This window comes from Gemmatimonas sp. (assembly GCF_021298855.1).
Taxonomy (GTDB): domain Bacteria; phylum Gemmatimonadota; class Gemmatimonadetes; order Gemmatimonadales; family Gemmatimonadaceae; genus Gemmatimonas.
On the sequence record NZ_JAJTHI010000022.1, the window covers coordinates 67,651 to 92,234 of the forward strand.

The window sequence follows — 24,584 nt, forward strand, 5'->3', positions numbered from 1 at the left end:
TTCTCTCCTCCCGCAACACCACATGGCTCGGAACATTCCTGTTGCAGCGCTCTGTCTGGCCGTTGGCGCCGGTGCCACCTGGGCCGGTATCGGCGGCATTGGCGAGGTGCCGCCCCTGGGGGCGCTGCTTTCCCCCGCGGTCGGTCTGTGGGCCAACACCACCAACGACCTCCCCGCCACCGCGTCGGCGAAGATCCCCGGGCTGACCGACGCCGTGGACATCCGCTACGACGCCCGCAGCGTGCCGCACATCTTCGCGGCCACGGAACTCGATGCGGTCCGCGCGCTGGGGTATGTCGTGGCGCGCGATCGGCTGTTTCAGCTGGAGCTGCAGTCGCGTGCCGGTGAGGGGACGCTCACGGAGCTGGTTGGCGATGTGGCGCTCATGGCGGATCAGGAGACGCGCCATCTCGGTATGCCGCGCGCGGCCGAGCAGCGCATGCGGGCGCTCGATACGAGCAGCATGCACTACCGCATCCTCGCGGCGTACGCCGACGGCATCAACACGTACCGCCGCTCGCTCTCCACGGCGCAGTGGCCCATGGAGTACAAGCTGCTGCAGCGCCCCCCGCGGGAGTGGCTGCCGGTGCACTCCATGCACCTGCTCAACCGCATGGGCTACACGCTGGCGCACTCCCCCATCGAGCTGGATCTGCTGCAGGCGCGTGCGCTCGTGGGGGACAGCGCCGCCCGGGCGTTCTGGGACAGCTCCTCGCCGGTGCAGGAGCCCATTCAGCCGGCTCCCCGCAGTGCGCCGCGCGAGGCCTTGAGCGCCGTACCGGCGCCGGGCGCCCCCGACACCGCGGCGCTGCGGCAGGTGGCGGCGTTGGGGCATGGCGCCGGTGCGCTGCGCTGGTCACGCGATGCCACGGTCGACCCCGAATCGCGCTTCGCGCTGCAGCAGGAGCGCGCGTTCGCCTCGAACAACTGGGCCGTCGCCCCAGGGCGCAGCGCGAGCGGGCGGGCGCTGCTCGCGGGTGATCCCCACCTCGAGCTGACGTTGCCCAGCATCTGGTTCGAGGTCCATCTCGTGGTGCCAGGGGTGATGGATGTGGGCGGCGTCACCATTCCCGGTCTCCCCGGCGTGACCATCGGGTACACCCGCGCCCTGGCGTGGAGCTTCACCAACACCGGCGCCGACGTCATGGACTTCTGGCGCGAAACGGTGGACAACGCCACGCGCCCCACCCGCTACCAGCTGGATGGCGCGTGGCAGCCACTCGAAGCGCGCGTGGAATCGTATCGGGACAAGGCGGGGCGTCTCGTGGCCACCGATACCGTGTACTACACGCACCGTGGCCCCATGCGAAAGCAGGGACGCGAGTGGCTGTCGATGCGGTGGACGGTCCTGGAGGCGGGCAATGAGCTCATGGGATTCTTCGCCGCCCTGCGCGCGCCGTCGGCGGCGGGATTCCTCGATTCGCTGGCCGTCTACTACACGGCCCCGGCGCAGAACATGATCGTGGCCGACACCGCGGGCACCATCGCCATCCGCTCCACCGGCAAGCACCCCATTCGGGCACGGCAGGGGCGAGGCACGGAGATTCTCGACGGGAGCACACGCGCGAATGATTGGATCGGCTTCCGCACGGTCGCGCAGTATCCGCAGAGCCTCAACCCGGCCCAGGGATTCCTCGCGTCCGCCAACCAGGAGCCGGTCGATCCGCTGCTCGATTCGCTCTATCTCGGCACCGATGTGCACTACGAGATCTGGCGAGGGCTGCAGGTCAACCGCCTGCTGCGCGCCGACAGCCGCGTGACCCCCGACAAGATGCGCCGGATGCACACCGACCCCGGCAGCGTCCGCGCCGAGCGCCTGGCTCCCGCCTTCGTGGCGGCGGCGGACGCGCGGCGACTGCAGGGCGATACGTCGCGCAGTCTCGCCGCCGCGGCGGCCATGCTGCGCGCCTGGGACATGCGCTACACCAAGGACAACACCGGAGCGCGGCTGTTCGAGACGGCCATGGGGCGAGCGGTGTCGTTGCTGTGGGACGAGTTCATTCCGCCGGGGGAGTCGGCACCGTCGGTGCGCCCGTCGGAGTCGCGCCTGCTGCAGCTGGTGCGCGACTCCGCGAGCGTCTGGTGGGATGATCGCCGCACGGCCAGCGTGCGCGAGGATCGCGATGCACTGCTCGCGCGCGCGCTCCGTGCGGCATACGACACGCTGCGGGCCGAGTTCGGTGATCCGGCACAGTCGCCGTGGACATGGGGCACGGTGGCGCCCGCACGGCCGCGGCACCTGCTGCGGCTCGATGGGTTCGCGGCGCCGCCTACGCCGATCGACGGGGGCCGCGGTACCCTCAATCCTTCGGTGGGCTCGGCGTACGCCAACTTCGGCGCCAGCTGGCGCATGGTGGTGGAGCTCGACGGGACGCCGCGCATCCACGCGGTGTATCCGGGCGGGCAGAGTGGCAACCCGGCCAGCCCGCGGTACCTCGATCGCCTCGCGCTGTGGGGCAACGGGGCGCTCGACAGTGTCCGTACGCCGCGCACGGCATCCGAGCTGGCGGCGTCGGATGTGCGGGCCGTGCTCACGCTCACCCGCTGAGGAACCTGACCATGTCCACGATCTTCGTGTTCCTCGCCGCGCTGCTGCTCCAACTTGCGGCGCAGGCCTTCGGCGGGGTGTGGGGAGCGGCAGCGGGCGGCCTCCTCATCGGTGTCGCGCTGCGCCGTGCGGGCGCGTTCCGTATCGGCTTCACGGCGGCCGCCGCGGCGGCGGCACTGCTGCTGGGATGGGTGGCGCTGCGCGGCGGCAACGTCATGGCGTTCGCCGCCATGCTCGGCGGCAACTTCAAGCTGCCGGAGTGGGGCGTTCTCGTTGCCACGTTCGCGCTTCCGGCGCTTCAGGCTGGGGGCCTTGCCGGCGGAACGTCGAGACTGCTGCGCAACGATCGCGCGAACGCCTGACCAGCGGTCGGGGGTGGTCGTGGTCGGGGTACAGCCACCGCGGTCGGGGTACGGCCACGGCAGTCGGGGCCCTGCCACCGCGGTCGGGGCCTTACGAGCGGTCGGGGTCGTGGCCGGGCCCGGGGTGGGTCGGCGTTAGCGGGTCTCGGTCGGGGCGCAGCGGTATGGCAGCGCGGGGTGGGGTCGGGGTCTGGGGGCGCGCGGCGCTGCGCTGGCGCTGGGTCGGGGTCGACGGCGATACGGCGGTCGTGGCTCCGGCCGCGGTCGGGGGGCGCGACGCTGCGCTGGCTTCGTCGGGGTTGGGGCCCCGACCCCGACCCGCGCGCAAAGCGCCGCGCCTCCAACCAGGACCCCGACTGCTTCACCGCAGTCGACCCCGACCAGCGCCAGCGCAGCGTCGCGCACCCCCGGACCCCAACCCCACCCCGCGCCGCCGTGCTGCTGCGCCCCGACCTCGACGCTGGCCCAGACCCACCCCGGGCCCGGCCGCGACCCCGACTGCTCGTAGGACCCCGACCGCAGTGGCAGGGCCCCGACTGCCGTGGCAGTACCCCGACCGCGGTGGCTGTACCCCGACCCCGACCACCCAAGACCGCAGGTCAGGCGTCGGTCGTCAGCGCAGTTCGCCCGCGAGTTCTTGCCACACCCGCCGAATGGCGATCGGTGCCTGCTGGTCGACCAGGAACCAGGTGGCGTACGGCCCCCATTGCGCCTGCTTCACCGCCGCATCGAAGGGCAGCCCCGCGGCGCGCAGGCGGGTGGCCTCGGCAATGACCGCCGTGATGGCATCGCGGAACGCGACGAGCTCCTCGCGCGAGCGCTTGGCCTTTTCGATGAACCCGTGCCCCGGCACGAAGCGCTTCACCCGCTCGAGCGCGAGCGCCGCGTCAATCGCGCGCGCCCATTCGGACGGATACGCACTGCGCATCGCCGGAAACACGCGATTCAGGAACGCCTCACTCATGAACAGGATCTGTTCCCTGGGCAGATGCACCATGAGATCGCCGCCCGTGTGCGCGCGCCCCAGGAACCGCACGACGACCTCCGTCGTGCCGAGGTCGATGGTCTGCGTGGTGCCCGTCATGGCCGTGGGCGGCACCACCACCGGGCGCGCGGCCGTCGCCGCCGCCGAGTCGCGCTTGAGCTGCGCCAGCGAGGTGGGATGCACCACCCACGTGATGCCGGCCGGCAGCACGTGGTTGCCCGCCGTGTGGTCGCCGTGATCGGAGCCCACCACGTACCACTTGACCGGCAGCGGCGTGATCGTGCGGATGCGATCGAGCATCGTCTGCGTCGCCGCCGCCGATCCCTGCGCGTCGGCAATGAGCACGCCCTCCTTCCCGATCACGATGAGGCTCACCGTGGTGAAGCCCGGCTGGCGGATCTCCTCGTAGCCGTACACATGCTTCGAGAGCTTGACCAGTCGCGGGAACGCGCTGAGCGGAACGCCGCGCACTGCCGGATCGGCGGTACGGATCTGCGCCCGCGCCGCGGCGGGCACGGCCAGCGCGAGAAACAGCCAGGTGACGCCACGCAACGCGCGACGGAGCGGGGAAGTGGGCATGTCACGATTATGCCTCACCGTGCGCCCACCGGCAAACCGCGGCTCGCGGGGCGGTGATCCGCAACGTACAATCCCGTCGGCACGAGCCCGCCTCCCTTCCTCCGTTCACCCGCGCCACCATGCCTGCCACCGTTCTGGGCGAGTTCTTCGGCACCGTCATTCTCCTGCTGCTCGGCAACGGCGTCGTGGCCAACGTGTTGCTCACCGACGCCAAGGGACACGGGGGCGGGTGGATCGTGATCACCACCGGCTGGGCCTTCGCCGTGATGAGTGGCGGCATGGTCGCCGTGGCGCTCGGGGCGCCGGGCGAACTCAATCCCGCGGTGAGTCTCGCCAACGTGGTGACCGGCGTGTATCCGCTGGCCACCGGCCTGGCGCACGTGGGGGCGCAGATGCTGGGGGGCATCGTGGGCGCCACGCTCGTCTGGCTGCACTACCTGCCGCACTGGGCGCGCACGAACGATCCCGAACTCATCCGCGCCTGCTACTGCAACTCGCCGGCCGTCCGCAGCACGGGCCCCAATCTGGTGGCCGAGATCATCGGCACTGCGGTACTGGTCATTGTCGCCGGCGCCATTGGCGCCAAGGGCGTGCTGGGCGCGTCACCGGCCACCAACCTTGGCAGCTTCCTCGTGGGCTGCCTGGTGTGGGGCATTGGCCTGTCGTTGGGCGGCCCCACCGGCTACGCCATCAATCCCGCGCGCGACCTGGGCCCGCGCATCGCGCACGCGCTGCTGCCGGTGGCCAACAAGGGCGGCAGCGACTGGGGCTACGCCTGGATTCCCGTGGTGGGGCCCATCGTGGGCGCGACGCTCGCCGCGGGGCTCTGGAAGTCCCTCACGGCCTGAGCGGCGCGTACCCTCCGCCATGCGGAGCAACTCGAGGCGGGGTCAGCTGAGGCGTCGGTAGCGCCGCAGCCAGTCGCTGCTCCAGGTGGTGTAGTTGCCGTGGGTCAGCTCCTGGCGCGCCCGCGCCATGAGCGTGAGGAGAAAGGTGATGTTGTGCAGCGCCAGCAACCGCGGCCCCAGCGGTTCCTCGGTGACCATGAGATGCCGCAGGTACGCGCGATCGTAGTGCGTGCAGGCGGGGCAGGGGCACTCGGCCGTGAGCGGCCGGCGGTCGGTGCGATGACTGCTCTTCTGCAGCTGCACCTTGCCGTCGGGGGTGAACACCGTGCCGTGCCGCCCCATGCGCGTGGGCGCCACGCAATCGAACAGGTCCATGCCACGCCCCACGGCCTCGAGCAGATCGTCCGGGAAGCCGACCCCCATGAGGTAGCGGGGCCTGTCCCACGGCAGCAGCGGCGCACAGGTGTCGAAGGTGTCGTACATCGCGTGCTTGGCCTCGCCCACCGAGAGCCCGCCCACCGCCACGCCCGCCCAGTCGCCCGTCTGCAGGATGCCGGCAATGCTGGCCGCGCGCAGGTCGGCGTAGGTTCCGCCCTGTACGATCGGAAAGAGCGCCTGCGGCGGCGCCACGAGGTCGTCGATGTCGTGGTGCGTGTCGAGCCGCGGCGAACCATCGGTGGCCGCGTACGCGTGGACCGGTGCCCGGCCCTCTCGCGTGAGCCGGTCGAACTCCACACGGCAGCGCTCGAGCCAGCGCAGGCTGCGCTCCATGGCGTGGCGCGACGCGCGGTGATCGGCGCCCCCCTCGATCAGCTCGTCGAGCTGCATGATGACGTCGGCGCCGATGTTGCGCTCGATCTGCATGACGCGTTCGGGGGTGTACTGATGCAGCGACCCGTCGAGCTTGTTGCGGAACTCCACGCCGGCCTCGCGCACCGTGCGATAGCGGGCCAGCGAGAACACCTGATAGCCGCCGCTGTCGGTGAGCATGGGGCCCTGCCAGCGGGCAAACCCATGAAGCCCCCCGAGCGCGCGTACCATTTCGTCACCCGGACGCAGGTACAGGTGATACGCGTTGGCGAGAATCATGTGCGCGCCGGCGTCACGCACCTCGTGCATCGCCAGTCCGCGCACGCTCGCGTGGGTGCCCACCGGCATGAACGCGGGTGTGGCGACGTCCCCGTGCGGGGTACTGAAGGTCCCCGCACGCGCGGCGCCCTCCGTGGCGTCCACCCGAAAGGCAAAGCCGCTCACGACGGCCCGGGGCGTACCGCGCGTGTTCGCGACTCGCCATCCCGCTCCCGCGCCCGGCGCTCGGTTTCCTCGTCGAGCACGGCGCGAATGGTCCGCAGAATGGGATCGTCCGTCGTGTACTTCGCCCCGTACTGCAGGTTGAAGCGGAAGTCGAACCCCTCGGGCATCGCGCCCTGATTGTGCTGCAGGATGGTTTCCAGCTTGTCGAGCCCCTTCGCAATGCGCGCTTCGAGCGACGCCGCCTGCTCGTACTCGTCCCACAGCGCCACGATCTCGGCGCGGGTGTGCGCCGGCAACGGCGCGGTGAGCTGCAGCAGGTCCTTGCGCTCCTGCTCCGCCTTGTGCGGCATGCTCGCCTGCAGCGTGGCCGAGATGTCGCCGCCAATGGCTTCGCCCAGATCGTGCACGATGCAGATGCGCAGCAGTTTGCCCACATCCACCCCGGGGAAGCGCGGCGCGAACACCAGCGCCATGAGGCAGAGCCGCCAGGTGTGCTCGGCGACGCTCTCCTGCTGGCCGGTGGACGTCCACGCCACGCGCGTGGTGTGCTTCAGCGCCTCGGCGGCCCGCAGGAAGTCGAGGATGCCGTGGAGATCGGTGGGAGCAATGGACATGAGGGCAAACTATCTGGGCTCCCCATGTCCCGCAGGGCTCCCTGACGTGTGCACCCACCGCTCGACCGCTTTCGCCCCGCCGTTGCGGACGAGCCAGGCAAACACCATGGTGCGGGTCAGGCGCCCGGCGAGCAGTGCCAGCGTGAACGTCGTGAACGGCACACCGGCCGCTCCCGACGCCATGCTGGTGAGCTTGGTACTGAGGGGACTCATCGTGCTGGCGAAGATCGCCCAGCCTCCCCATTCCGCGAGCCGGGTGCGATAGGCCGCGAGGTCGGCTGGCGACAGCTCCACCAACCGCGTGACCGGGCCCTGCAGCCACACCAGCGCTTCGGCACCAACCCAGTACAGCACCATGCTGCCAATGAGCGTGCCGCTGGTCGCGACCAGCGCCAGGCGATAGGCACGCTCGGGACGTGCGATGGCGAGTGGCAGAAAGAACAGATCGGCCACTCCGGGGAAGACCAGCCCCTGCAGCAGCCCCCACGTGAACACGACGCTGTTCGACCAGCCGGCGTCGGCCCACTGCTGCAATCGCGCAAACAGGCGCGCGGCGGGACCGGGATGAGCCATGCCACAAAGCTACCGACCCGCGCAAACGGCGGCAGCACGCGCCGAAATCCGCCAGTGGGGCCCGAGCAGCGCGTCCCGCGGTAGATTCGCGCCATGCCCCCCTTCGTTCGCCATGCCGCGGTGCTGCTCGCGTGTTTCCTGGCCGGCTGTCGTGCGCCCGCGCACATGGATGCCCGGCCGTTGACCCTGGCCGCGACCATGGCCGATTCGGTGGTCACGACCCCGGTGGCCCCGGGTGCGCGCCTGCATCGGCTGGTGAACACCACGTTGCCGTGGCGCGCCTTCGTTCTCGAAGTGGATCTCACGTGCAGCCGCCTGCAGGCGCTCAAGGGCGGGGCAACGGCAGTGGGGCGCACCACGACCAGCCGTTTGCTGGCGGCGTTGCCCGACGACATGGACGCCATTGCAGCCATCAACGCCGACTTCTTTCTCTTCGCACCACCAGGGGTGCCCACCAACCTGCATGTGGAGCGCGCCGTGATGCTGGCGGGCCCCGGTCCCAAGCCGGTCATTTTCACCGACGGACGCCGGGTGCAGATCGATTCCGTAATCGCCCACGGACGGCTGACGACCAACGGGGGGGACCTGCGCCTCGAGTCGTGGAACCGCCCAGCTCCCACTCGCGTCGGCATCGTGGACGCGCGCTGGGGCGTGGCGCTCGATTCCCTCGAGCGCCGGCAGGTGTGGCGACTCGACCCGCTGGCCGGTCGTGGTGCCCGCGCGCCCGGCACCGCGGCCAGTCTCGACGGGCGCTACCGGGTGCGCCCTGCGGTGTCCGCCGATACACTCGTCTTCGGGGATACCCTGCTGGTGCACCTGCCGCCGCCTCGACCGGGCAGCCCCGCTCCCACCATGCGCGCCGGCGACACGGTGCGGATCCGGCTTGGCCTCGCCACTGCCCGCGGCCCGGTACGCATCACCGACGCGGTCGGTGGGCGTCCCATCGTGCTCGCCGACAGCACCATCACCCGCGACGTGGACACGGAAGGCAACGCGGGGTTCCGCAATCTCAACCCGCGCAGCGCCATCGGTGTCAATCGGGCCCGCACGCGCGCCTGGCTCGCGGTCATCGACGGGCGACAGCCCGGCTACAGTATGGGCATGACGCTGCGACAGGTGGGGGAACTCATGCAGGCCCTTGGGGCCACCCACGCCCTCAACCTCGATGGCGGCGGCTCGAGTGCGCTCGTCCTGCGGTCCAGCGGCGACACCACCGTACGCGTGGTCAACCGCCCGTCGGACCAAACCGAGCGACCGGTCGGCAATGCCCTCGCCGTGCTCTCCCGGTGCACCGGCACCTAGCACTCACCCGCACCCATTTCGTTCGCATGTCCGACACCCTCCGCATCGCCGGGGCGCAGCTCGCTCCCGTGTGGCTGCATCGTGACGGCACCATCGCGAAGGTCGTGCAGTCCATCACCGAAGCGGCGGCGGACGGCATCGCGCTGCTGGCGTTCCCCGAAGCGTTCGTGCCCGGATACCCGTTCTGGATCGAGCAGACCGACGGCGCACGGTTCGACAGTCACATGCAGAAGGTGCTGCACGCCCACTATCTCGATCAGGCGGTGCAGATCGAGGCCGGGCATCTCGACCCCGTCGTGGACGCGTCGGCGCGCCATGGCATGACCGTGGTGCTCGGCATCATCGAGCGACCACGGGACCGCGGTGGTCACAGCATCTACGCCAGCTGCGTCACCATCACGCCCACGCACGGCATCGTCACGGTGCACCGCAAGCTCATACCCACGTACGAAGAGCGGCTCAGCTGGGCCCCCGGTGACGGCCATGGCCTGCGCACCACCCGCGTGGGCGCCTTCACTCTGGGGGCGCTCAACTGCTGGGAGAACTGGCTGCCCCTCGCGCGCGCGGCGCTGTATGCCCAAGGGGAAGACCTGCACGTGGCCATCTGGCCCGGCAGTGTGCGCAACACCGAAGCCATTACCCGCTTCGTGGCGCGCGAGGGGCGGTCGTACGTGCTCTCCGTGTGCAGCGTGCTGCGTCGTGACCAGCTGGGGGCGCACATCCCGTTCATCGACGATCTGCGCGAACGCCTGCCGGAGGTGATCAGCGAAGGCGGCACGGCCATCGCCGCTCCCGACGGGACGTGGATCGTGGAGCCCACGCCGCACGTGGAGCAGCGGTTCGTGGCCGACATTCAGCACGCGCGCGTGCGGCAGGAGCGGCAGAACTTCGACGTCGCCGGACACTACGGCCGCCCCGACGTGCTGCGGCTGCAGGTGAACCGCGAGCGCCAGACCATCGCGCGGTTCGACGAAGGGGTGACCTGATTTCGCGGACACGCAGCCGCGATACCCTCGACGTCTCGCTTACGTGAGCGCCTCGCGCAGCGCCTGCCACGGCAGGCGTGCGCAGCCATGCCGCCCCGCGAACGGGGCAACGCCGCGCAATGGCGCGAGGACCTCCGGCAACTCCACCTCGCCGCCGCCGAGCATGCGTTCCACGGTCTCGCCGAGCGCGAGCGCTGCCTCCACCCGGAGCCCGCGCACCGCGTCGGTCATCATGCTGGCGCTGGCGGTGGCCACGGAGCAGCCGCGCCCGGAGAATGCGACCTCGGTCACCACCCCGTCCGCCAGGCGGACGGCCACCGTGATGTCGTCACCGCACACCGGGTTGCGCTGCGACGCCGTGGTGGTGGCGTGTAGGAGCTCGCGGCGGTTGTGCGGCGCCCGGTGATGCGCGAGCAGCGCTTCCTGGTAGATGGCGGCAAGGCGCGCCACGCTCGTGCCGGACCCCGCGGTCACTCCCGGGGCCCAGGCGTTGCGGCCGAACACGCCACCCCCGGAATCATTCGACGGAGGCGAACAGCTGCTGCGCCGCCGTGAGCGCACCCACCAGGGCATGTACGTCGGCCTCGTCGCTGTACACGTAGAAGCTGGCGCGGGCGGTGGCACTCACGCCCAGCCGCCGCATGAGCGGCTGCGCGCAGTGGTGACCGGCGCGAATGCATACGCCGTGCTGATCGAGAATGGTGGCCAGGTCGTGCGGATGCACGTCGGCGAGGGAGAAGCTCAGAACGCCGCTGCGCTGCGCGGGCGGTGGCCCATAGACGGTGACCCCGGGGAGCGCCCGTACCGCGGCCTCCGCGCGCTCCAGCAATGCCACCTCGTGTGCCCGCACGTTGGTCATGCCGAGCTGCTCGAGGTAGCGGATGGCGGCCGCCAGCGCCACCGCATCGGCGGCGTTGGGGGTTCCCGCCTCGAACTTGTGCGGAATGACGTTCCAGGTGCTGTCGGTGTCGCGCACCCACTCGATCATGTCGCCGCCGTACTGGTACGGCGGCATCTTCTCCAGCAGGGCGCGGCGCCCGATGAGGCAGCCGATGCCCATGGGCCCCAGCAGCTTGTGTCCACTGAAGGCGTAGAAGTCGATGTCGAGGGCATCGAACGTCACCGGCAGGTGCGGCACGGCCTGGGCCCCGTCCACGACGATAACGGCGGCCGACCGGGCCCGCACCAGATGCACCACCTCGTCGAGCGGCGTGATGGCCCCCACGGCATTCGAGACGTGGGTGATGGCCACCAGCTTGGTGCGCGTGGTCACGAGCGCACGCAGCTGGTCGAGGTCGATGGTCTGGTCGTCGCGCAGCTCCACGATGCGCAGCGTGGCTCCGGTGGCCAGCGCCAGCTGCTGCCACGGAACGAAGTTCGCATGGTGCTCGAGCGCCGTGATCACGATCTCGTCACCGGCCTGCACGTTCGCGCGCCCCCAGCTCGAGGCCACGAGGTTCATCGCCTCGGTGGTGCCGCGCGTGAAGATCACCGCGTCGGCATCCGCCACCCCGACGAAACGCGCGATCGTGGCCCGTGCCTCGTGGTACAGATCCGTGGCGCGCGCACTCAGCGCGTACGCCCCGCGATGGGGGTTCGCATTCGCGGTCGCGTAGAAATCGCGAATGGCGTCGAGCACGGCCGCCGGCTTCTGGGACGTGGCCGCGGAGTCGAGGTAGTGCAGGCCGGGATTGGCGGCCAGCAGCGGAAAGTCGGAACGCGGAGCAAGCGGGGAGAGCATTGAAGCCTTCTCGTGCAAGTGGAAAACATCGGTGACGACGGAGGCGGCGGGGAACGGGCTTTGTGAGATCAGTTCCCCTCGACCCCGCCCCCAACCAACACCACGCCGTTCACCTGCAGCACCGGGTAGACGCGCACGGCGTCCCCCTCCGACGGCCCCTGCACGCAGTGGCCGGTGCGGACATCGAAGCGCGCCCCGTGAAACGGACACTCGAGGCACCCCTCGGCCACATCCCCCCCGGAGAGCGGGAAATCGCGGTGCGGACACCGGTCTTCCACCGCGAACACTTCGTCGTGGACACGCACGAGGCACACCCGCCGCCCATCCACCAGCGTCACGGCGAGCGGGAAGTCCGAGGGCACCTCCTCCACACGCGCCACCCGTTCCCACGTACCGCCAACGCCCGCCGCGGGTTCCGTGCGCACGCCATCGTCAGACGCCACGCGCGGCTACTCGGTGCTGACGGCAGCTGGGCCTGCGGCTTCGCTTTCGAGCGCGGCCTTGAGCGTGTGCCACGCCAGCGACGCACACTTCACGCGCACCGGGAACCGCGACACACCGCTGAATACCACCAGCGGCCCGAGATCCTTGCCGGCGTCGGCATCCTTGCCCAGCACGAGCGTGTGAAAGCGCTCGAAGAGCGCCTCGGCTTCGGCCCGGGTCTTGCCCTTCACCGCCGCCGTCATGAGTGACGCCGACGCTTTCGAAATGGCGCACCCGTGGCCGGTGAACCGCACGTCGGTGATCGTGTCGTCCTGGAGCACCAGCGCCACGTGCACCTCGTCCCCGCAGAGCGGGTTCTTGCCGTCGGCTTCCCGATTCGCCTCCGGCAGCGCACCGAAATTGCGCGGCTTCCGGTTGTGGTCGAGAATGACGGACTGGTACAGCTCCTGAAGGTCGGTCATGGCAACCTTACTCGTTACTCGCCACCCGAAACCCGAAACTCCTCGTGGTCTGCGGGAGTTTCGGGTTCCGAGTCGCCGGTGGTGGGTCGACTAGTGACTCGAACTGCCCGTGAACCGCTCCACGGTGAGCTTCTCGAGCGCCTCCACGATGAGCGGGTTCTCGATGGTCTCCAGCACGTCCGCCGCAAAGGCGTACATGAGCAACTGCTTGGCCAGGACCTTGCCCACACCGCGGCTCTTGAGGTAGAAGAGCGACGTCTCGTCCATGCGGCCCACCGTGGCGCCGTGCGTGCACTTCACGTCGTCGGCGAAGATCTCGAGTTGCGGCTTCGTGTCGATCTGCGCCTTCTCGGAGAGCAGCAGCGTGTGGTTGGTCTGCTTGCCGTCGGTCTTCTGCGCCTCGGGGTGCACGTACACCTTGCCGTTGAAGACGCCGTGCGCGGCGTCGTCAATGAGCCCCTTGTAGGCCTCGCGGCTGAAGCAATTCTCCTTCACGTGCTCCACCCGCGTCTGGTGGTCGCCGTGCTGCTCGCCGTCGAGCATGTACAGCCCGTTGATGGTGCAGCCGCACCCCTCACCGCCAAGCACCGTGTACACATTGCTGCGCGACAGCGCCGCACCGGTCTGGAAGGTGAACGTGATGAAATGGCTGTCCCGGCCCTGGCGCGCTTCCACCGTGCCCACATGGTGGGCCGCACGGGCCTCGCGCTGAATGCGCACCACGTTGAGGGTGGCGCCATCCTCCACGAAGGCCTCCACTACCGCATTGGTGAAATACGGCACGTCGGCCAGGCTCACGTAGCTTTCCACCACGCTCGCCTTGGCGTGGCGTTCCACCACCAGCACGTGGCGCGGGTGGCTCATGACACCGGCGCCCGACTCGTCCATCACGTGCAGCAGGTGGATGGGATGCTCGATCACCATCTCCTTGGCCACGTGGATGAAGGTCCCCTCGCCGGCGAACGCCGCGTTGAGCGCGGTGAAGCCATCCCGGTCGGCCGGCGCCGCGGTGCCGAGCACGCGCCCGAGCTGTTCGGGCTGTTCCGCCGACGCCGTGGCCATGTCCAGCACGCGGATACCGGCGGGCAGCGCTCCCAGCGTGGAGAGCGACGGCGCGAAACGGCCATTCACGAACACCACCAGCGGCCAGTCGGCGCCGAAGGTGAACGGCGCCAGCGATGCCGCCGTCACCGCCCCGACGTGCGCCGGACGATCGATCGCCGGCACGTACTGCGCCGACGCGATGGCCGAGACGCTGGTGTAGTGCCAGTCTTCGTTGCGCGTGGACGGAAAGCCGAGCGTCTGGAAGGCCGTCGCCCCCGCGGCGCGCAACGCCCGGATCGAGCCGGGCGCGTCGGCCACCGACGCCTCCACGGCCTGTTCGGCAAATCGCAGCCCCGTGGTCACGCCACCGTCTCCAGCACCCAGTCGTACCCGCGCGCTTCGAGTTCCAGCGCCAGCGACTTGTCACCGCTCTTGATGATGCGGCCCCCGGCCAGCACGTGCACATAGTCGGGCACGATGTAGTTGAGCAGGCGCTGGTAGTGTGTCACCACGATGCTCGCATTGTCGGGGCGCTTGAGCGCGTTCACGCCCTCGGCCACGATGCGCAGCGCGTCGATGTCGAGGCCGGAGTCGGTCTCGTCGAGGATGCTGAGCGTGGGCTGCAGGACCGCCATCTGCAGGATTTCGTTGCGCTTCTTTTCGCCACCCGAGAAGCCCTGGTTCACCGAGCGGTTGAGCATGGACGCGTCCATGTCCACCAGCTTGAGCTTCTCCTCGACCAGGTCGAGGAACTCCATGGGGTCCACTTCCTCGAGCCCCTTCGCCTTGCGGATCTCGTTGTAGGCGGCACGCAGGAAGTACGCGTTGCTCACGCCGGGAATCTCCACGGGGTACTGAAAGGCCAGGAAGACTCCATGCTGGGCGCGCACCTCGGCGTCCATCTCGAGGAGATTCTCCCCCTGGTAGAGCACCTCGCCACCGGTGATCTCGTAGGCCGGATGCCCCGCGAGTACCTGGGCGAGCGTGCTCTTGCCCGACCCGTTGGGGCCCATGACGGCGTGCACTTCACCGGCGTTCACGGTGAGCGAGATGCCCTTGAGAATGGGCTTGCCGTCGATGGAGGCGTGGAGGTCTTTGATCTGGAGCATATATGGAGAAGTAGGAAATTTTGTGTGAAGCAGAGGAGTTTCGGGTTTCGGGTGGCGAGTGGCGGGTCGATCAGGAGCGGGGTACCCGCAACCGGATACCCGAAACTCCCCGACGCCCACGTCAACTCACCCCACCGACCCCTCGAGCGTGATGCCGAGCAGCTGCTGCGCTTCGAGCGCGAACTCCATGGGCAACTCCTTGAACACTTCCTTGCAGAAGCCGCTCACGATCATGCTCACGGCCTGCTCGGCGTCGAGCCCGCGCGCCTTGAGGTAGAAGATCTGGTCCTCACCGATCTTCGAGGTGGACGCTTCGTGCTCGAGCGTCGCGCTGTTGTTCCCCACTTCCACATAGGGAAACGTATGCGCACCGCACGCATTGCCCACGAGCATCGAGTCGCACTGCGTATAGTTGCGCGCCCCCTCGGCCTTGGGCAGGATCTGCACCTTGCCGCGGTAGCTGTTCTGCCCCTGCATGGCGCTGATGCCCTTCGACACGATGGTGCTCTTCGTGTTGCGGCCGATGTGGATCATCTTGGTACCCGTGTCGGCCTGCTGCTTCTTGCTGGCCACGGCCACCGAGTAGAACTCGCCCACGCTGTGGTCGCCCTGCAGGATCACGCTGGGGTACTTCCAGGTGATGGCCGAGCCGGTCTCCACCTGCGTCCACGAGATCTTGGCGTTCGTCATCGCCTTGCCGCGCTTGGTGACGAAGTTGTAGATGCCGCCCACGCCGTGCTCGTCGCCCGCGTACCAGTTCTGCACGGTGCTGTACTTCACCGTGGCGTTGTCGAGCGCCACGATTTCCACGACCGCCGCGTGCAACTGGTTGGTGTCGCGCTTCGGCGCGGTGCACCCTTCCAGGTAGCTCACGTAGGCCCCCTCATCGGCCACGATGAGCGTGCGCTCGAACTGCCCCGTTTCCGCCGCGTTGATGCGGAAATAGGTGCTGAGCTCCATGGGGCAGCGCACGCCCTTGGGGATGTAGCAGAACGACCCGTCGGAGAAGACGGCGCTGTTGAGCGCGGCGAAGAAGTTGTCGCTGTACGGCACGACCGAGCCGAGGTACTGCCGCACCAGCTCCGGGTGCTCGCGCACCGCCTCCCCGAAGCTCATGAAGATCACGCCGTGCTTCGCGAGTTCTTCCTTGTAGGTGGTGCCCACCGACACCGAGTCGAACACCGCGTCCACGGCCACGCCGGAGAGTCGCTTCTGCTCGGTGAGGGAGATGCCCAGCTTGTTGTACGTCTCGAGGAGCGCCGGGTCGACCTCGTCGAGCGAGGCGAGCGGCTTCACCGACTTGGGGGCGCTCCAGTAGCTCGCCGCCTGGTAGTCGATGGCCGGATAGGTGACGTTCGCCCAATGCGGCTCGGTCATGGTCTGCCAGCGGCGGAACGCCTTGAGGCGCCACTCGAGGAGCCACTCCGGTTCCTGCTTCTTGGCGGAAATGAAGCGGACCGTGTCCTCGGTCAGCCCCGGCGGCAACGTTTCCGTTTCGATGTCGGTGCTGAACCCGTACTGGTACTCGCGATTGACCAGCTGCTCGATGGTCGAACTCATGCCTGCTCCTGTTTCACCGTCGAAAGGTGACCTGACACGCCATATTCACAGTGACCGCAGCCGCCCAGCCGATGCGCCTGGCGCACGAGCGGGACACCCAGCAGTCGCTCCACGAACTTTTCTTCCACTGCACATGCCTGCGGAAACCGCTCGGCGATCTCCCGCATCGCGCAGTTGTGGATGCGGAGCGTGACGCGCGGTGCCTCGCTCGCCCCCTCATCCACGATGCGCTCCGGCAAGGTCGACACGACCTCCGCCATGTATCCCTTGGCCGTCAACAGCTCGGCCACCAGCGGTACCCGCTCTTCCAACGGCAACGCCTCGAGTACCGGCCCGGCTTCATCTGCCAGCCGACGCCACTCGGCCTCCAACACCGCCTCAACGGCCTGCTCGCCCGTATGGGTCCGTAACGCTTCGAGCGCCGTGGCCAGCACCTGGACGTACGACCGCGGAAACAGCGCTTCCCCGGCCGTGGTCAGAGAGTAGGCGAACACCGGGGCCCCCACGCCACGCACGTCCCGCTCGTAGCGCACCAGCCCGTCCTCCTCGAGCGCCTTGAGGTGCCGGCGCAGCGCGTTGGCGGTCAGGCCGAACTGCTCGCCGAGTTCGTGCGCAGTGAGCGGTTGCGCCTTGCGCAGCGCGACCAGCAATTCGGCACGAACCCCGCGAAATCCCCCAAGCGCCCCAACGACGTCCTCCATGCCGACAATATAGTTCGGCATTTGAGTTCGTCAACGAAAGTGTGCACGAATGCAGTGGATCTGGAGGGACAGGTCGCGCTCCGGCGGGAGTTTCCCCGCCTTGTGAAATGGTGTACTGTATGACATGCGTCATTCGGGTCGGCGTTCGGACCAGACCGGTCGCGAGCGAGGGGTTCGCGCCGTCAACGAAGCTGCTCCGCCAATGATGGCCGCGACACGCATCTCACTTTTGCCACGGGTGCTGCGGTAGTGCGACTGTCCGTATCGGTAGCCATAGTGGTGTTGCTGCTGGGGCTGTTCGCGCTGGCCCGGGCAACACGCATCAATCGTCAGTCTATCGAGCGGGATGGGCTCTCCCGCTTCCGCGACGCGTTCCGCGGCCGCTTTCCCGAGAATCTGCTGGCGCAGGTGTACGGCTATCTCGCCGAGCGGCACGGGGCGCAGGAACCGCAGTACATCGTCAATCCGACCGACGACCTCGCCCGCGTTTTCGGACTTGCCGATCTCGATCTCGAGGACGCCGTGCTGGTGATCGCCGATCGCGCCGGGGCTCGGCTGCCGCGCGCCCAGGAGCTCGACAGCCTCAAGACGTCAGTGCGCACCGTGGAAGACCTGCTGCGCTATCTCGAGCCGTACTTCCGCCCCCAGGTCGTCAAAGGGTAGCTGGCGGTTGAGCAGTCTTGGTCTGGTGCGTTTATGGCTCATTGGTGTTTCTGTAATGCTGGCGGCCTGTTCGCGCACGCGAGCGGAACCGGAGCCGCTCCCCGCTCCCCGGCCGCCCGAACGAGCGCCCGCGCCGACGCGGGCCATCGGAGCCACGCCCGGCCATAACGGCCCCCGCGACGCCGCTGTCACCGACGACGATCTCGACGCCCTGTGGCAGCGACAGCTCATGATCCCCGTCGAGGGGGCGGCGCGGCATACCATTCGGGACAACTTCACCGCCCCGCGCGGCAACGGACGCCTCCACGGCGCCCTCGATTTGCTTGCCCCGCGCGGCACCCCGGTCATGGCCGCCACCGATCACATCATCGGGCGGCTCGCTGAGGGGCCCGTGGGCGGCATCGTCATCTATGCCTACGACGCCGATGAGCGCTTCGTGTACTACTACGCGCATCTCGAGCGGTATCGCCGCGGCCTCGCCGTGGGCGATCGAGTCGCCAAGGGGTCCGTGATCGGCTACGTTGGAACGACGGGGAATGCGTCCCCCAAGACCCCCCACCTGCATTTCCAGGTGATGAAACGTGGTCGCGGGCGCGCCTGGTGGGACGGTCCCCCGATCAATCCGTTTTCGTTTTTCGCCTTCGACGGGATTCGTCCATGAGCATGACCGGCAAGGAGCGTGCGGGATTGCGCTCCGAAGCACACCACCTCGACGTCCTGGTGCACATCGGGCACGCGGGGATCACGCCGACCCTGCTCCAGAGCCTCGACGATGTGCTGCGGACCCGGGAACTGGTGAAGGTGCAGGTGGCCAAGGGGGGTGAGCTCTCGGCGAAGGCGGCCGCCAACGACGCCGCGCAACAAATGGGGGCCGAGGTCATCCAGGTCATCGGCCGCACCTTCACGCTCTTCCGGGAGAATCCGGAGCTCAAGCGCGGCGAGCTGCCGCCCTGGCGCCGGTAACGTCCGGACACTCTCCGCGCTTGTTCCGCGTTCACCGCGTAGTATCTTCCCGCATCGCCAGCTACCACCGTTCCGGCTGGCCAGACCCGAGCTTCGTCCCATGCCCTACGTCATCACTGAAGCCTGCATTTCCGTCAAGGACAAGTCGTGCGTCGACGTGTGTCCCGTCGACTGCATCTACGAGGGTGAGGACCAGCTGTACATCCACCCCGACGAATGCATCGACTGCGGTGCCTGTGAGCCCGAGTGCCCGGTCACGGCCATCTTCCCCGAGGAAGACGTACCGGTGCAGCTGAAGAGCTTCATCGGCAAGAACAAGGACGTCTTCAACGGCGCGAACCCGCCGGGGCGCCCCACACGCTGATCATCGGCGCTGTCGCATTGCCATGAGGGCCGCCACGCATCGCGTGGCGGCCCTTTGTTTGTATCCTGCTGCCTGCGTCCTGCTGCCTGCGTCCTGCTCCCTCCTGGAGCCGCGAAAAGGACGCAGGGGGCAGGACGCAGGGAGCAGGGAGCAGGGAGCAGGAAGGAGGCAACGGCTACAGCTGGCCCTTGTACCAGAACGCCGCGATGATCACCACGTACTGCAGCAGCGTCGACCGCTCGCTCCAGATGGCTTCCTTCCAGTCGTGCGGGCCTTCCGTGCTCCCCGCCGGCGGACGCCCGAACCAGCGCGGGGTGCGGGCCTTGTACTCCAGATACTCCTGCCCGAAGATCGATTCCAGCACCCCCTCCTCGTAGCGCACGATGAGCGTGTACTCGATCGCGAAAATCACGATGGCGACGGGCAGGAACCAGAACACCCCGCTCACGACCGTGAAGCCCATCCACGCGAAGAAATTGCCCACGTAGAGGGGATTGCGGCACCAGGCGAATGCGCCGTACGTGACCAGCCGCTGCACGTCGCGCGACCGTCGCCGCGTAACGGTCCCGGCCGCCGCCACGCCGGCGGTGCGAATGAGCTCCCCGAGCGCCACCAGCAACAGGCCAACCATCCAGGTGGTGGCGGTCTGGTTGCCGGGCGCGAGCAGGGGCACCGCGAGAAAGGGCACCGGCAGCCAGCCGCGATTCTTGAATAGCACCTGCCCGATACGGGCAGCGGTGGAACGTTCGGCGGCGGAAATGGCGGGCGCGGCGGCGTCGGTGGTCATGCCAGAGTGGCGAGAAAGTCGGAAAGGGCGTGCGTGGTGGCGGCAGGGCGCTCGAGGCAGGGGACATGTCCCGCTCCCGCAATGATTTCGAGCCGCACCCGCGCGGCGGAAGGTAATGCCTCGGCCATGGCGCGCGCCTCCTTGATGGGGGTCAGCGCATCGTCCTCGCCCACCACCACCAACGTCGGCACGCTGATCGTCCGCAGGGTTTCCCGCGAATCGGGACGGTCGCGCAGCGCCTGAAGCGCCCCAATCACCCCCGCCGCCGACTGACGCCCCATCATGGCCCGCAGTGCCGCCACGACCTCCGGGCGCCGGTTTCGCGTCGCCGGCCCCACCATGCCCGTGATCTGCGCGTCGGCAATGACCCGGGTTCCTCCCTGCTTGACCAGCGCCGCCAGATCATCGCGGCGCACCCGTCCTTCCTCGGTATCGGGCCCCGCCTTGGTATCGCAGAACACGAAGGCGCGTACCCGCTCGGGGTGTCGACGCCAGAGCGCCATCGCGATGTAGCCCCCCATGGACAGGCCGCACACCACCGCCTGCTCGAGCCGAAGCGAATCCAGCAGCATGACGACATCATCGGCATACTGGTCCATGGAGTACGGGCCGTGCGTGCTGCTGTGGCCGAAGCCGCGAATGTCCGGCACGATGCACCGCGCCTGAGGCGCCAGCGCCACCCGTTGCACTGCCCACAGGGTGCGATCGTGCGGAAACCCGTGCAGAAAGACGACGGGGAGTCCCTCCCCCTGATCGTCGTACCCGATCCGAAAGCCCGGAAACTGCGCGATCATGGCGGAGTCGTCGGGACGACGGGCGCGTCACCGGCTTCCACCATGGGCCCACGGTCGGCCTCCCCCATCACGTCCTCCGGTGTGATCTCCGCCCGCATCAGATCCTGCCGAGCCTTGCTGCCGCGCACGAGCAGCTTCTCCCGCGCGTTCTCCCGCTCGGCCATCATCCGCAGCGGCACGAGCACCGCTGCGGTGAGCGGCACCGCCACCATGAGGCCCAGGAAGCCGAACACCAGCGTCATGAGCGTCTGCGCCACGATGGTGATCGCCGGCGGGAGGTCCATTTCCCCGCGCATAAGGAAGGGGATGAGCAGGTTGTTCTCGACGAACTGAATCCCCCAGTAGGCGATGGCCACCGCCAACGCCTTTTCCGGCGAGTCGACGAAGCCCATGAGCACCGCCGGGATGGCGCTGAGCACCGGCCCCACCGTGGGGATGAACTCGAGCAGCCCCGCGATGAAGCCCAGGGCAAAGGCTGCCTTCACGCCGAGCAGCAGCAGCACCACGTACGACACCGTGCCGATCACAACCATGGCGACCAGCTGCGTGACCAGCCACTTGCGCAGCACTTTCGAGATCTCGGCCAGCACGATGCGCGTCTGTGCCCGCGACGTAGCCGGCACCATGGCCAGCATCCACCCGCGGTACACGTCGGGCTCGGCGCCGATGTACATGGCCAGGAAGATCAGCAGCACGAAGGCGGCGATGGCCGCCAGCGTATTCGACACGAATGAAAAGAGATACTTGCTGACACTTCCCAGGCCGTCGCTGAGGCGGCGCTTGATGGCTTCCGTGGCCGATTCGGTCGCCGCCTGGCCGGACGCGTCGACCGCCGGGGCTACCGGGGCCCCGCCGGAGGGCACCACCGCGGCCATCGAGTCCACCGGCGTGCCGGTGCCGGCGGCCGAGGAAATGAGCGACCCCAGCAGACCGCCACGCTTGCTGTCGATCCACGTCTGTACCTTCGACACGGCCGCCGGAAACTCCCGCTGCAGCTGCCGGCCCTGTTCCACCAGCGTGGGGGCCGTCAAGGCGAGCACCCCCCCAATCGCCCCCAGCGTCCCCAGCACGATGAGCGCCGACGCGATACCGCGCCGAATGCGGAACCGCTCGAGGGAATCGACCCCGCGGGCCACGGCCACGCCGAAGAGCGTCGCCAGGAAGACGAGAATCGCCAGCGAGCGGACCGACCAGAGCAGTTGCAGGCCAAACCACACCGCCAGCACCGTGAGCGCCGCGCGCGTGAGGTCGGCGGTGCGCCAGCCCCGCCGCTCCGGGGGGAGCGGGTCGGGGAGCAGAGTCTCGTCCTTGATGGTCATGGTCCCGAAACTACCGAGCAGTGTAGCTTACGGGGAGACATGCCACTGCCGCCCGCCCCTCTCTATCTCGACACGGCTGACGCCGTTGATCGCTTTCTCTCCGGACTGACCGGCGTGCGCGCGCTCGCGCTCGACACCGAAGGCGCGAGTTTTCACCGCTTCGTCGATCGCATCTATCTGCTGCAGCTGTCCACGCTGCACCATGAAGCGGTGATCGATCCCCTGCCCATCGGCACGCCGTCGCGCCTTGGCACCCTGCTCGAGGATCGCACCGTCGAGGTCGTGCTGCACGACGCCGATTACGATCTGCGCCTGCTGCACCAGGATTACGGGTGGCGTGTCACGCATCTCTTCGACACGCGCGTGGCCGCGCAACTGCTGGGCATTCGCGCGTTCGGGCTCGCCGCCCTGCTCGAACAGTTCTTCAGCGTGAAGCTGGACAAGAAGCATCAGCGCGCCGATTGGAGCATGCGCCCACTCACGGCCGACATGCTCGATTATGCGGCGCAGGACACACGCCATCTGCTGGCGCTACGTGACCGGCTGCACGATGAACTCGAACGCAAGGGACGCCTGCACTGGGCGCGCGAGGAGTTCGCGCGTGCCGAGGGCACGCGGTGGGACACCGACGGCGCCGATCCGGCCTTTCTCCGGCTCAAGGGAGCGCGGGACCTCACGCGCCGCGAACTCGCCAGGCTGCGCGAACTGGTGCAGTGGCGCGACGGCATCGCCGCCGAACTCGATCGCGCCACCTTCCGCGTGGCCGGCAACGAGGTCCTGCTCGACCTCGCCCGATCGGCGCCCACCACGCGCGAGGCGCTCTTCGGCGTGAAGGGATTTCCGCGCGGCATGAACGAGGGGCGCGCCACCGAGGCGCTGCAGGCGATCGCCCGTGGCAACGCCGTGCCCGACTCCGAACTGCCGCGATTCCCCAAGAGTGCGCGCTGGGATCGCGAGCCCGACTTCGACGATCGGGTGGCACGGCTCAAGTCGGTACGCGATACCGTCGCGGCCAGGCTCGACCTCGACCCCGGCGTGCTTTGCTCGCGTGACCGCATGGAGGCGGTCGCCCGCCGCAAACCGCGGCACGTGGACGATCTCGCCGAGATTCCCGAGCTGAGAAAGTGGCAGATCGAGGTCCTGGGCGCCGATTTCGTGAAGGCGCTCGCCGGTTTTGCGGCCAAGGACGATTCCCCGTACAAGCCCGGCTGACCTGTCGCACCAGCGCCACGTTCCTGTTGGGTGGCGCAACGTCCGGTTGTGGCGCCCGTCCAACGAGGCGGGCGGGGTGAGCAGGGACGGGGCGACGCGGGTTTTCCGTAACTGCATGCAAATATGCACGTTGCGTACGGTGTTCGACTCTCGATGGGCCACGTGACGAACGGCTGCGCTGCGGCACGTGAGGTGCGTACGGGGACTGGCACACGGTAGTCGACTCCTTCCGGATGCCTGACGCATGTCTGTCTCCATGCCTCCACGCTCGCTTTCGCCGATCTCCGGCGAATCCCCCCTCCACCGCTACCTCGGAGTGGCGGCCATCGCGGCGGCCATCGACCTCCTGACCAAGGAGGCCGCAGTTCGGTCGCTCGGGGAGTACGGCCTCTACACGCTTACCGACTGGTTCTCGCTGACGGTGGTGTGGAACCTCGGTGCTGCCGGCGGAACCGTGGTGGGGCCGTTTGTATGGCTCCTGAACGTGGTGGTCTCGGTGCTGGCGCTTGGCCTGGTCCTGTCGGTCGTGCGTCCCATGGCGGCGGTCGATCCGCGCTCGACGGTGGCGCTCGGTCTGGTCAGCGGCGGGGCGCTCGGCAACCTCGCCAGTATCGTGGCGGGCCCCAAGGGTGTGGCGGACTTCCTCGCGGTACGACTCACCCAGAACGTAACTATGGTGGCCAACGTGGCCGACCTGTTCCTCTGGAGTGGCGCGCTCATGCTGATCCCCGTGGCGATCACGGTGCTGCGCATGGCGCGCGCGGAACGGGGAGCAAAGGGCGTACCCGCGCGGGCGCGCATGGCGTGAATGCTGCCAGCCTCGCCCGGTGGGGGCTGGGCGAACGGGCAACGAGCAGGGAGCAGGGTGGGACATGACAAAGACCCGGAGCGCACCGCGCCCGGGTCTTTCCTTTTCCCCATATGCTTCTCCCTGCCTCCTGCTTCCCGCTCCCTGCCTCCCTGAGGAAGCAGTCCCGCCGTCCATCACCGGACGGCGATGCCCACTCAGAAGCCCATGTACGCGCGGACGCGCGGTTCGATTCGCTCGGGAGTCCAGGGCGGCGACCAGACGAGATTCATCTGGACATCGGTCACCCCGGGGAGCGTGCGGATCTGCTGTTCCGCTTCACCCATGATTTCGGGGCCCGAGGGGCACCCCGGCGAGGTGAGGCTCATGTCCACGCGCACTGTGCTCCCCTCGACAGTGATGTCGTACACCAGCCCGAGGTCGACGATGTTGAGGTTGAGCTCGGGATCCTTGACCCGGCGCAGTGCCAGCTTGGCCTGATCGGCCGATACGGCACCGGCGGCAGGGGCCGGCGTTTCGCTCATGACTTCGTCCATGGCAGGGTTCATACCGAACTATAGTCG

The 24,584-nt window shown here is 68.6% G+C and carries 27 protein-coding genes; 11 read left to right on the forward strand and 16 right to left on the reverse strand.

Going from position 1 to position 24,584, the window contains the following annotated elements; all coding sequences use genetic code 11:
* The first annotated feature begins 22 nt into the window (after positions 1-22).
* Positions 23-2,548 (forward strand): penicillin acylase family protein, encoded by a 2,526-nt coding sequence (locus tag LW840_RS08375; protein ID WP_291270118.1) that lies wholly within the window; start codon positions 23-25, stop codon positions 2,546-2,548.
* An 11-nt stretch (positions 2,549-2,559) separates the two neighbouring features.
* Complete coding sequence (locus LW840_RS08380) at positions 2,560-2,910, forward strand: hypothetical protein (protein WP_291268345.1); 351 nt, start codon at positions 2,560-2,562, stop codon at positions 2,908-2,910.
* Positions 2,911-3,523: 613 nt separating this feature from the next.
* Here the strand turns inward: LW840_RS08380 and LW840_RS08385 are convergent.
* Positions 3,524-4,474: an MBL fold metallo-hydrolase gene (locus LW840_RS08385; protein ID WP_291261139.1), complete on the reverse strand. Its 951-nt coding sequence runs from the start codon at positions 4,472-4,474 to the stop codon at positions 3,524-3,526.
* A 119-nt stretch (positions 4,475-4,593) separates the two neighbouring features.
* Between LW840_RS08385 and LW840_RS08390 the strand changes: the two genes are divergently transcribed.
* Positions 4,594-5,322 carry an MIP/aquaporin family protein gene (locus tag LW840_RS08390; protein WP_291261138.1) on the forward strand — a complete coding sequence of 243 codons (729 nt, stop codon included), beginning with the start codon at positions 4,594-4,596 and terminating at the stop codon, positions 5,320-5,322.
* Between the two features lie 42 nt (positions 5,323-5,364).
* On the opposite strand, the gene LW840_RS08395 is transcribed toward LW840_RS08390, so the two are convergent.
* The 3 genes from LW840_RS08395 to LW840_RS08405 are packed head-to-tail and all read right to left on the reverse strand — an operon-like array spanning position 5,365 to position 7,763.
* The gene (locus LW840_RS08395; RefSeq protein WP_291261137.1) at positions 5,365-6,576 is read right to left on the reverse strand and encodes a tRNA guanosine(34) transglycosylase Tgt; all 1,212 of its coding nucleotides are present in this window, start codon (positions 6,574-6,576) and stop codon (positions 5,365-5,367) included.
* A complete protein-coding gene (locus tag LW840_RS08400) occupies positions 6,573-7,190 on the reverse strand; it encodes an HD domain-containing protein (RefSeq protein WP_291261136.1) in 618 nt (205 codons plus the stop codon). Before LW840_RS08400 ends, LW840_RS08395 begins: the two co-directional genes overlap by 4 nt.
* Before the next feature lie 9 nt (positions 7,191-7,199).
* Positions 7,200-7,763: a VTT domain-containing protein gene (locus LW840_RS08405; protein WP_291268340.1), complete on the reverse strand. Its 564-nt coding sequence runs from the start codon at positions 7,761-7,763 to the stop codon at positions 7,200-7,202.
* Between the two features lie 93 nt (positions 7,764-7,856).
* Between LW840_RS08405 and LW840_RS08410 the strand changes: the two genes are divergently transcribed.
* Positions 7,857-9,065 (forward strand): phosphodiester glycosidase family protein, encoded by a 1,209-nt coding sequence (locus tag LW840_RS08410; RefSeq protein ID WP_291268339.1) that lies wholly within the window; start codon positions 7,857-7,859, stop codon positions 9,063-9,065.
* A 26-nt stretch (positions 9,066-9,091) separates the two neighbouring features.
* Positions 9,092-10,051, forward strand: coding sequence for a carbon-nitrogen hydrolase family protein (locus tag LW840_RS08415; protein ID WP_291276797.1), 960 nt, complete (start codon positions 9,092-9,094; stop codon positions 10,049-10,051).
* Positions 10,052-10,090: 39 nt separating this feature from the next.
* Here LW840_RS08415 and sufU (LW840_RS08420) read toward each other — a convergent pair whose 3' ends face one another.
* From sufU (LW840_RS08420) to LW840_RS08455, 8 genes are all read right to left on the reverse strand, one after another.
* Positions 10,091-10,525 carry a Fe-S cluster assembly sulfur transfer protein SufU gene (sufU, locus tag LW840_RS08420; protein ID WP_291276798.1) on the reverse strand — a complete coding sequence of 145 codons (435 nt, stop codon included), beginning with the start codon at positions 10,523-10,525 and terminating at the stop codon, positions 10,091-10,093.
* A gap of 43 nt (positions 10,526-10,568) precedes the next feature.
* Complete coding sequence (locus tag LW840_RS08425; RefSeq protein WP_291276799.1) at positions 10,569-11,792, reverse strand: cysteine desulfurase; 1,224 nt, start codon at positions 11,790-11,792, stop codon at positions 10,569-10,571.
* 68 nt (positions 11,793-11,860) lie between these two features.
* On the reverse strand, positions 11,861-12,235 hold the full coding sequence (locus LW840_RS08430; RefSeq protein ID WP_291261130.1) for a Rieske 2Fe-2S domain-containing protein: 375 nt from the start codon (positions 12,233-12,235) through the stop codon (positions 11,861-11,863).
* A gap of 6 nt (positions 12,236-12,241) precedes the next feature.
* Positions 12,242-12,697, reverse strand: a complete 456-nt coding sequence (gene sufU, locus LW840_RS08435; protein ID WP_291261129.1) for a Fe-S cluster assembly sulfur transfer protein SufU — start codon at positions 12,695-12,697, stop codon at positions 12,242-12,244.
* Positions 12,698-12,787: 90 nt separating this feature from the next.
* Positions 12,788-14,104, reverse strand: coding sequence for a Fe-S cluster assembly protein SufD (sufD, locus tag LW840_RS08440; RefSeq protein WP_291276800.1), 1,317 nt, complete (start codon positions 14,102-14,104; stop codon positions 12,788-12,790).
* Entirely contained in the window at positions 14,101-14,850 is a 750-nt protein-coding gene (gene sufC / locus LW840_RS08445; protein ID WP_291261127.1) for a Fe-S cluster assembly ATPase SufC, read from the reverse strand. Before sufC ends, sufD begins: the two co-directional genes overlap by 4 nt.
* Before the next feature lie 126 nt (positions 14,851-14,976).
* Positions 14,977-16,410, reverse strand: coding sequence for a Fe-S cluster assembly protein SufB (gene sufB, locus LW840_RS08450; RefSeq protein ID WP_291268334.1), 1,434 nt, complete (start codon positions 16,408-16,410; stop codon positions 14,977-14,979).
* Positions 16,407-17,111 (reverse strand): helix-turn-helix domain-containing protein, encoded by a 705-nt coding sequence (locus LW840_RS08455; RefSeq protein WP_291261125.1) that lies wholly within the window; start codon positions 17,109-17,111, stop codon positions 16,407-16,409. Before LW840_RS08455 ends, sufB begins: the two co-directional genes overlap by 4 nt.
* A gap of 249 nt (positions 17,112-17,360) precedes the next feature.
* Here LW840_RS08455 and LW840_RS08460 point away from each other — a divergent pair, with 249 nt between their 5' ends.
* The 4 genes from LW840_RS08460 (at position 17,361) to LW840_RS08475 (ending at position 19,101) form a co-directional block, all read left to right on the forward strand.
* A complete protein-coding gene (locus LW840_RS08460) occupies positions 17,361-17,774 on the forward strand; it encodes a hypothetical protein (protein ID WP_291261124.1) in 414 nt (137 codons plus the stop codon).
* A gap of 55 nt (positions 17,775-17,829) precedes the next feature.
* Positions 17,830-18,435 (forward strand): M23 family metallopeptidase, encoded by a 606-nt coding sequence (locus LW840_RS08465; RefSeq protein WP_291276801.1) that lies wholly within the window; start codon positions 17,830-17,832, stop codon positions 18,433-18,435.
* Positions 18,432-18,737: a YhbY family RNA-binding protein gene (locus LW840_RS08470; protein ID WP_291268332.1), complete on the forward strand. Its 306-nt coding sequence runs from the start codon at positions 18,432-18,434 to the stop codon at positions 18,735-18,737. The genes LW840_RS08465 and LW840_RS08470 overlap by 4 nt, the downstream gene beginning before the upstream one ends.
* Positions 18,738-18,837: 100 nt before the next feature.
* Positions 18,838-19,101 (forward strand): ferredoxin family protein, encoded by a 264-nt coding sequence (locus LW840_RS08475; protein ID WP_291261121.1) that lies wholly within the window; start codon positions 18,838-18,840, stop codon positions 19,099-19,101.
* 175 nt (positions 19,102-19,276) lie between these two features.
* On the opposite strand, the gene LW840_RS08480 is transcribed toward LW840_RS08475, so the two are convergent.
* Genes LW840_RS08480 through LW840_RS08490 form a run of 3 tightly spaced genes read right to left on the reverse strand, consistent with a single transcriptional unit; the run spans position 19,277 to position 22,001 of the window.
* On the reverse strand, positions 19,277-19,888 hold the full coding sequence (locus LW840_RS08480) for an isoprenylcysteine carboxylmethyltransferase family protein (RefSeq protein WP_291276802.1): 612 nt from the start codon (positions 19,886-19,888) through the stop codon (positions 19,277-19,279).
* Positions 19,885-20,682 (reverse strand): alpha/beta fold hydrolase, encoded by a 798-nt coding sequence (locus tag LW840_RS08485; protein ID WP_291261119.1) that lies wholly within the window; start codon positions 20,680-20,682, stop codon positions 19,885-19,887. The genes LW840_RS08480 and LW840_RS08485 overlap by 4 nt, the downstream gene beginning before the upstream one ends.
* Positions 20,679-22,001 carry an AI-2E family transporter gene (locus LW840_RS08490; RefSeq protein WP_291276803.1) on the reverse strand — a complete coding sequence of 441 codons (1,323 nt, stop codon included), beginning with the start codon at positions 21,999-22,001 and terminating at the stop codon, positions 20,679-20,681. Before LW840_RS08490 ends, LW840_RS08485 begins: the two co-directional genes overlap by 4 nt.
* Before the next feature lie 39 nt (positions 22,002-22,040).
* On the opposite strand from LW840_RS08490, the gene LW840_RS08495 reads away from it, so the two are divergent.
* Together LW840_RS08495 and LW840_RS08500 are read left to right on the forward strand one after the other, a co-directional pair.
* Positions 22,041-23,213, forward strand: a complete 1,173-nt coding sequence (locus LW840_RS08495; RefSeq protein WP_291261117.1) for an HRDC domain-containing protein — start codon at positions 22,041-22,043, stop codon at positions 23,211-23,213.
* Positions 23,214-23,469: 256 nt separating this feature from the next.
* Positions 23,470-24,021 carry a signal peptidase II gene (locus LW840_RS08500; RefSeq protein ID WP_291276804.1) on the forward strand — a complete coding sequence of 184 codons (552 nt, stop codon included), beginning with the start codon at positions 23,470-23,472 and terminating at the stop codon, positions 24,019-24,021.
* 197 nt (positions 24,022-24,218) lie between these two features.
* Here LW840_RS08500 and LW840_RS08505 read toward each other — a convergent pair whose 3' ends face one another.
* On the reverse strand, positions 24,219-24,569 hold the full coding sequence (locus LW840_RS08505) for a metal-sulfur cluster assembly factor (protein WP_291261115.1): 351 nt from the start codon (positions 24,567-24,569) through the stop codon (positions 24,219-24,221).
* Between the last annotated feature and the right edge of the window lie 15 nt (positions 24,570-24,584).

Coding starts and splice junctions, on each gene's coding strand:
- LW840_RS08375 (WP_291270118.1), top strand. CDS start 23: ATGGCTCGGAACATTCCTGTTGCAGCGCTCTGTCTGGCCGTTGGCGCC.
- LW840_RS08380 (WP_291268345.1), top strand. CDS start 2,560: ATGTCCACGATCTTCGTGTTCCTCGCCGCGCTGCTGCTCCAACTTGCG.
- LW840_RS08385 (WP_291261139.1), bottom strand. CDS start 4,474: ATGCCCACTTCCCCGCTCCGTCGCGCGTTGCGTGGCGTCACCTGGCTG.
- LW840_RS08390 (WP_291261138.1), top strand. CDS start 4,594: ATGCCTGCCACCGTTCTGGGCGAGTTCTTCGGCACCGTCATTCTCCTG.
- LW840_RS08400 (WP_291261136.1), bottom strand. CDS start 7,190: ATGTCCATTGCTCCCACCGATCTCCACGGCATCCTCGACTTCCTGCGG.
- LW840_RS08405 (WP_291268340.1), bottom strand. CDS start 7,763: ATGGCTCATCCCGGTCCCGCCGCGCGCCTGTTTGCGCGATTGCAGCAG.
- LW840_RS08410 (WP_291268339.1), top strand. CDS start 7,857: ATGCCCCCCTTCGTTCGCCATGCCGCGGTGCTGCTCGCGTGTTTCCTG.
- LW840_RS08415 (WP_291276797.1), top strand. CDS start 9,092: ATGTCCGACACCCTCCGCATCGCCGGGGCGCAGCTCGCTCCCGTGTGG.
- LW840_RS08425 (WP_291276799.1), bottom strand. CDS start 11,792: ATGCTCTCCCCGCTTGCTCCGCGTTCCGACTTTCCGCTGCTGGCCGCC.
- sufU (WP_291261129.1), bottom strand. CDS start 12,697: ATGACCGACCTTCAGGAGCTGTACCAGTCCGTCATTCTCGACCACAAC.
- sufC (WP_291261127.1), bottom strand. CDS start 14,850: ATGCTCCAGATCAAAGACCTCCACGCCTCCATCGACGGCAAGCCCATT.
- sufB (WP_291268334.1), bottom strand. CDS start 16,410: ATGAGTTCGACCATCGAGCAGCTGGTCAATCGCGAGTACCAGTACGGG.
- LW840_RS08455 (WP_291261125.1), bottom strand. CDS start 17,111: ATGGAGGACGTCGTTGGGGCGCTTGGGGGATTTCGCGGGGTTCGTGCC.
- LW840_RS08465 (WP_291276801.1), top strand. CDS start 17,830: ATGCTGGCGGCCTGTTCGCGCACGCGAGCGGAACCGGAGCCGCTCCCC.
- LW840_RS08470 (WP_291268332.1), top strand. CDS start 18,432: ATGAGCATGACCGGCAAGGAGCGTGCGGGATTGCGCTCCGAAGCACAC.
- LW840_RS08475 (WP_291261121.1), top strand. CDS start 18,838: ATGCCCTACGTCATCACTGAAGCCTGCATTTCCGTCAAGGACAAGTCG.
- LW840_RS08480 (WP_291276802.1), bottom strand. CDS start 19,888: ATGACCACCGACGCCGCCGCGCCCGCCATTTCCGCCGCCGAACGTTCC.
- LW840_RS08485 (WP_291261119.1), bottom strand. CDS start 20,682: ATGATCGCGCAGTTTCCGGGCTTTCGGATCGGGTACGACGATCAGGGG.
- LW840_RS08490 (WP_291276803.1), bottom strand. CDS start 22,001: ATGACCATCAAGGACGAGACTCTGCTCCCCGACCCGCTCCCCCCGGAG.
- LW840_RS08495 (WP_291261117.1), top strand. CDS start 22,041: ATGCCACTGCCGCCCGCCCCTCTCTATCTCGACACGGCTGACGCCGTT.
- LW840_RS08500 (WP_291276804.1), top strand. CDS start 23,470: ATGCCTCCACGCTCGCTTTCGCCGATCTCCGGCGAATCCCCCCTCCAC.
- LW840_RS08505 (WP_291261115.1), bottom strand. CDS start 24,569: ATGAACCCTGCCATGGACGAAGTCATGAGCGAAACGCCGGCCCCTGCC.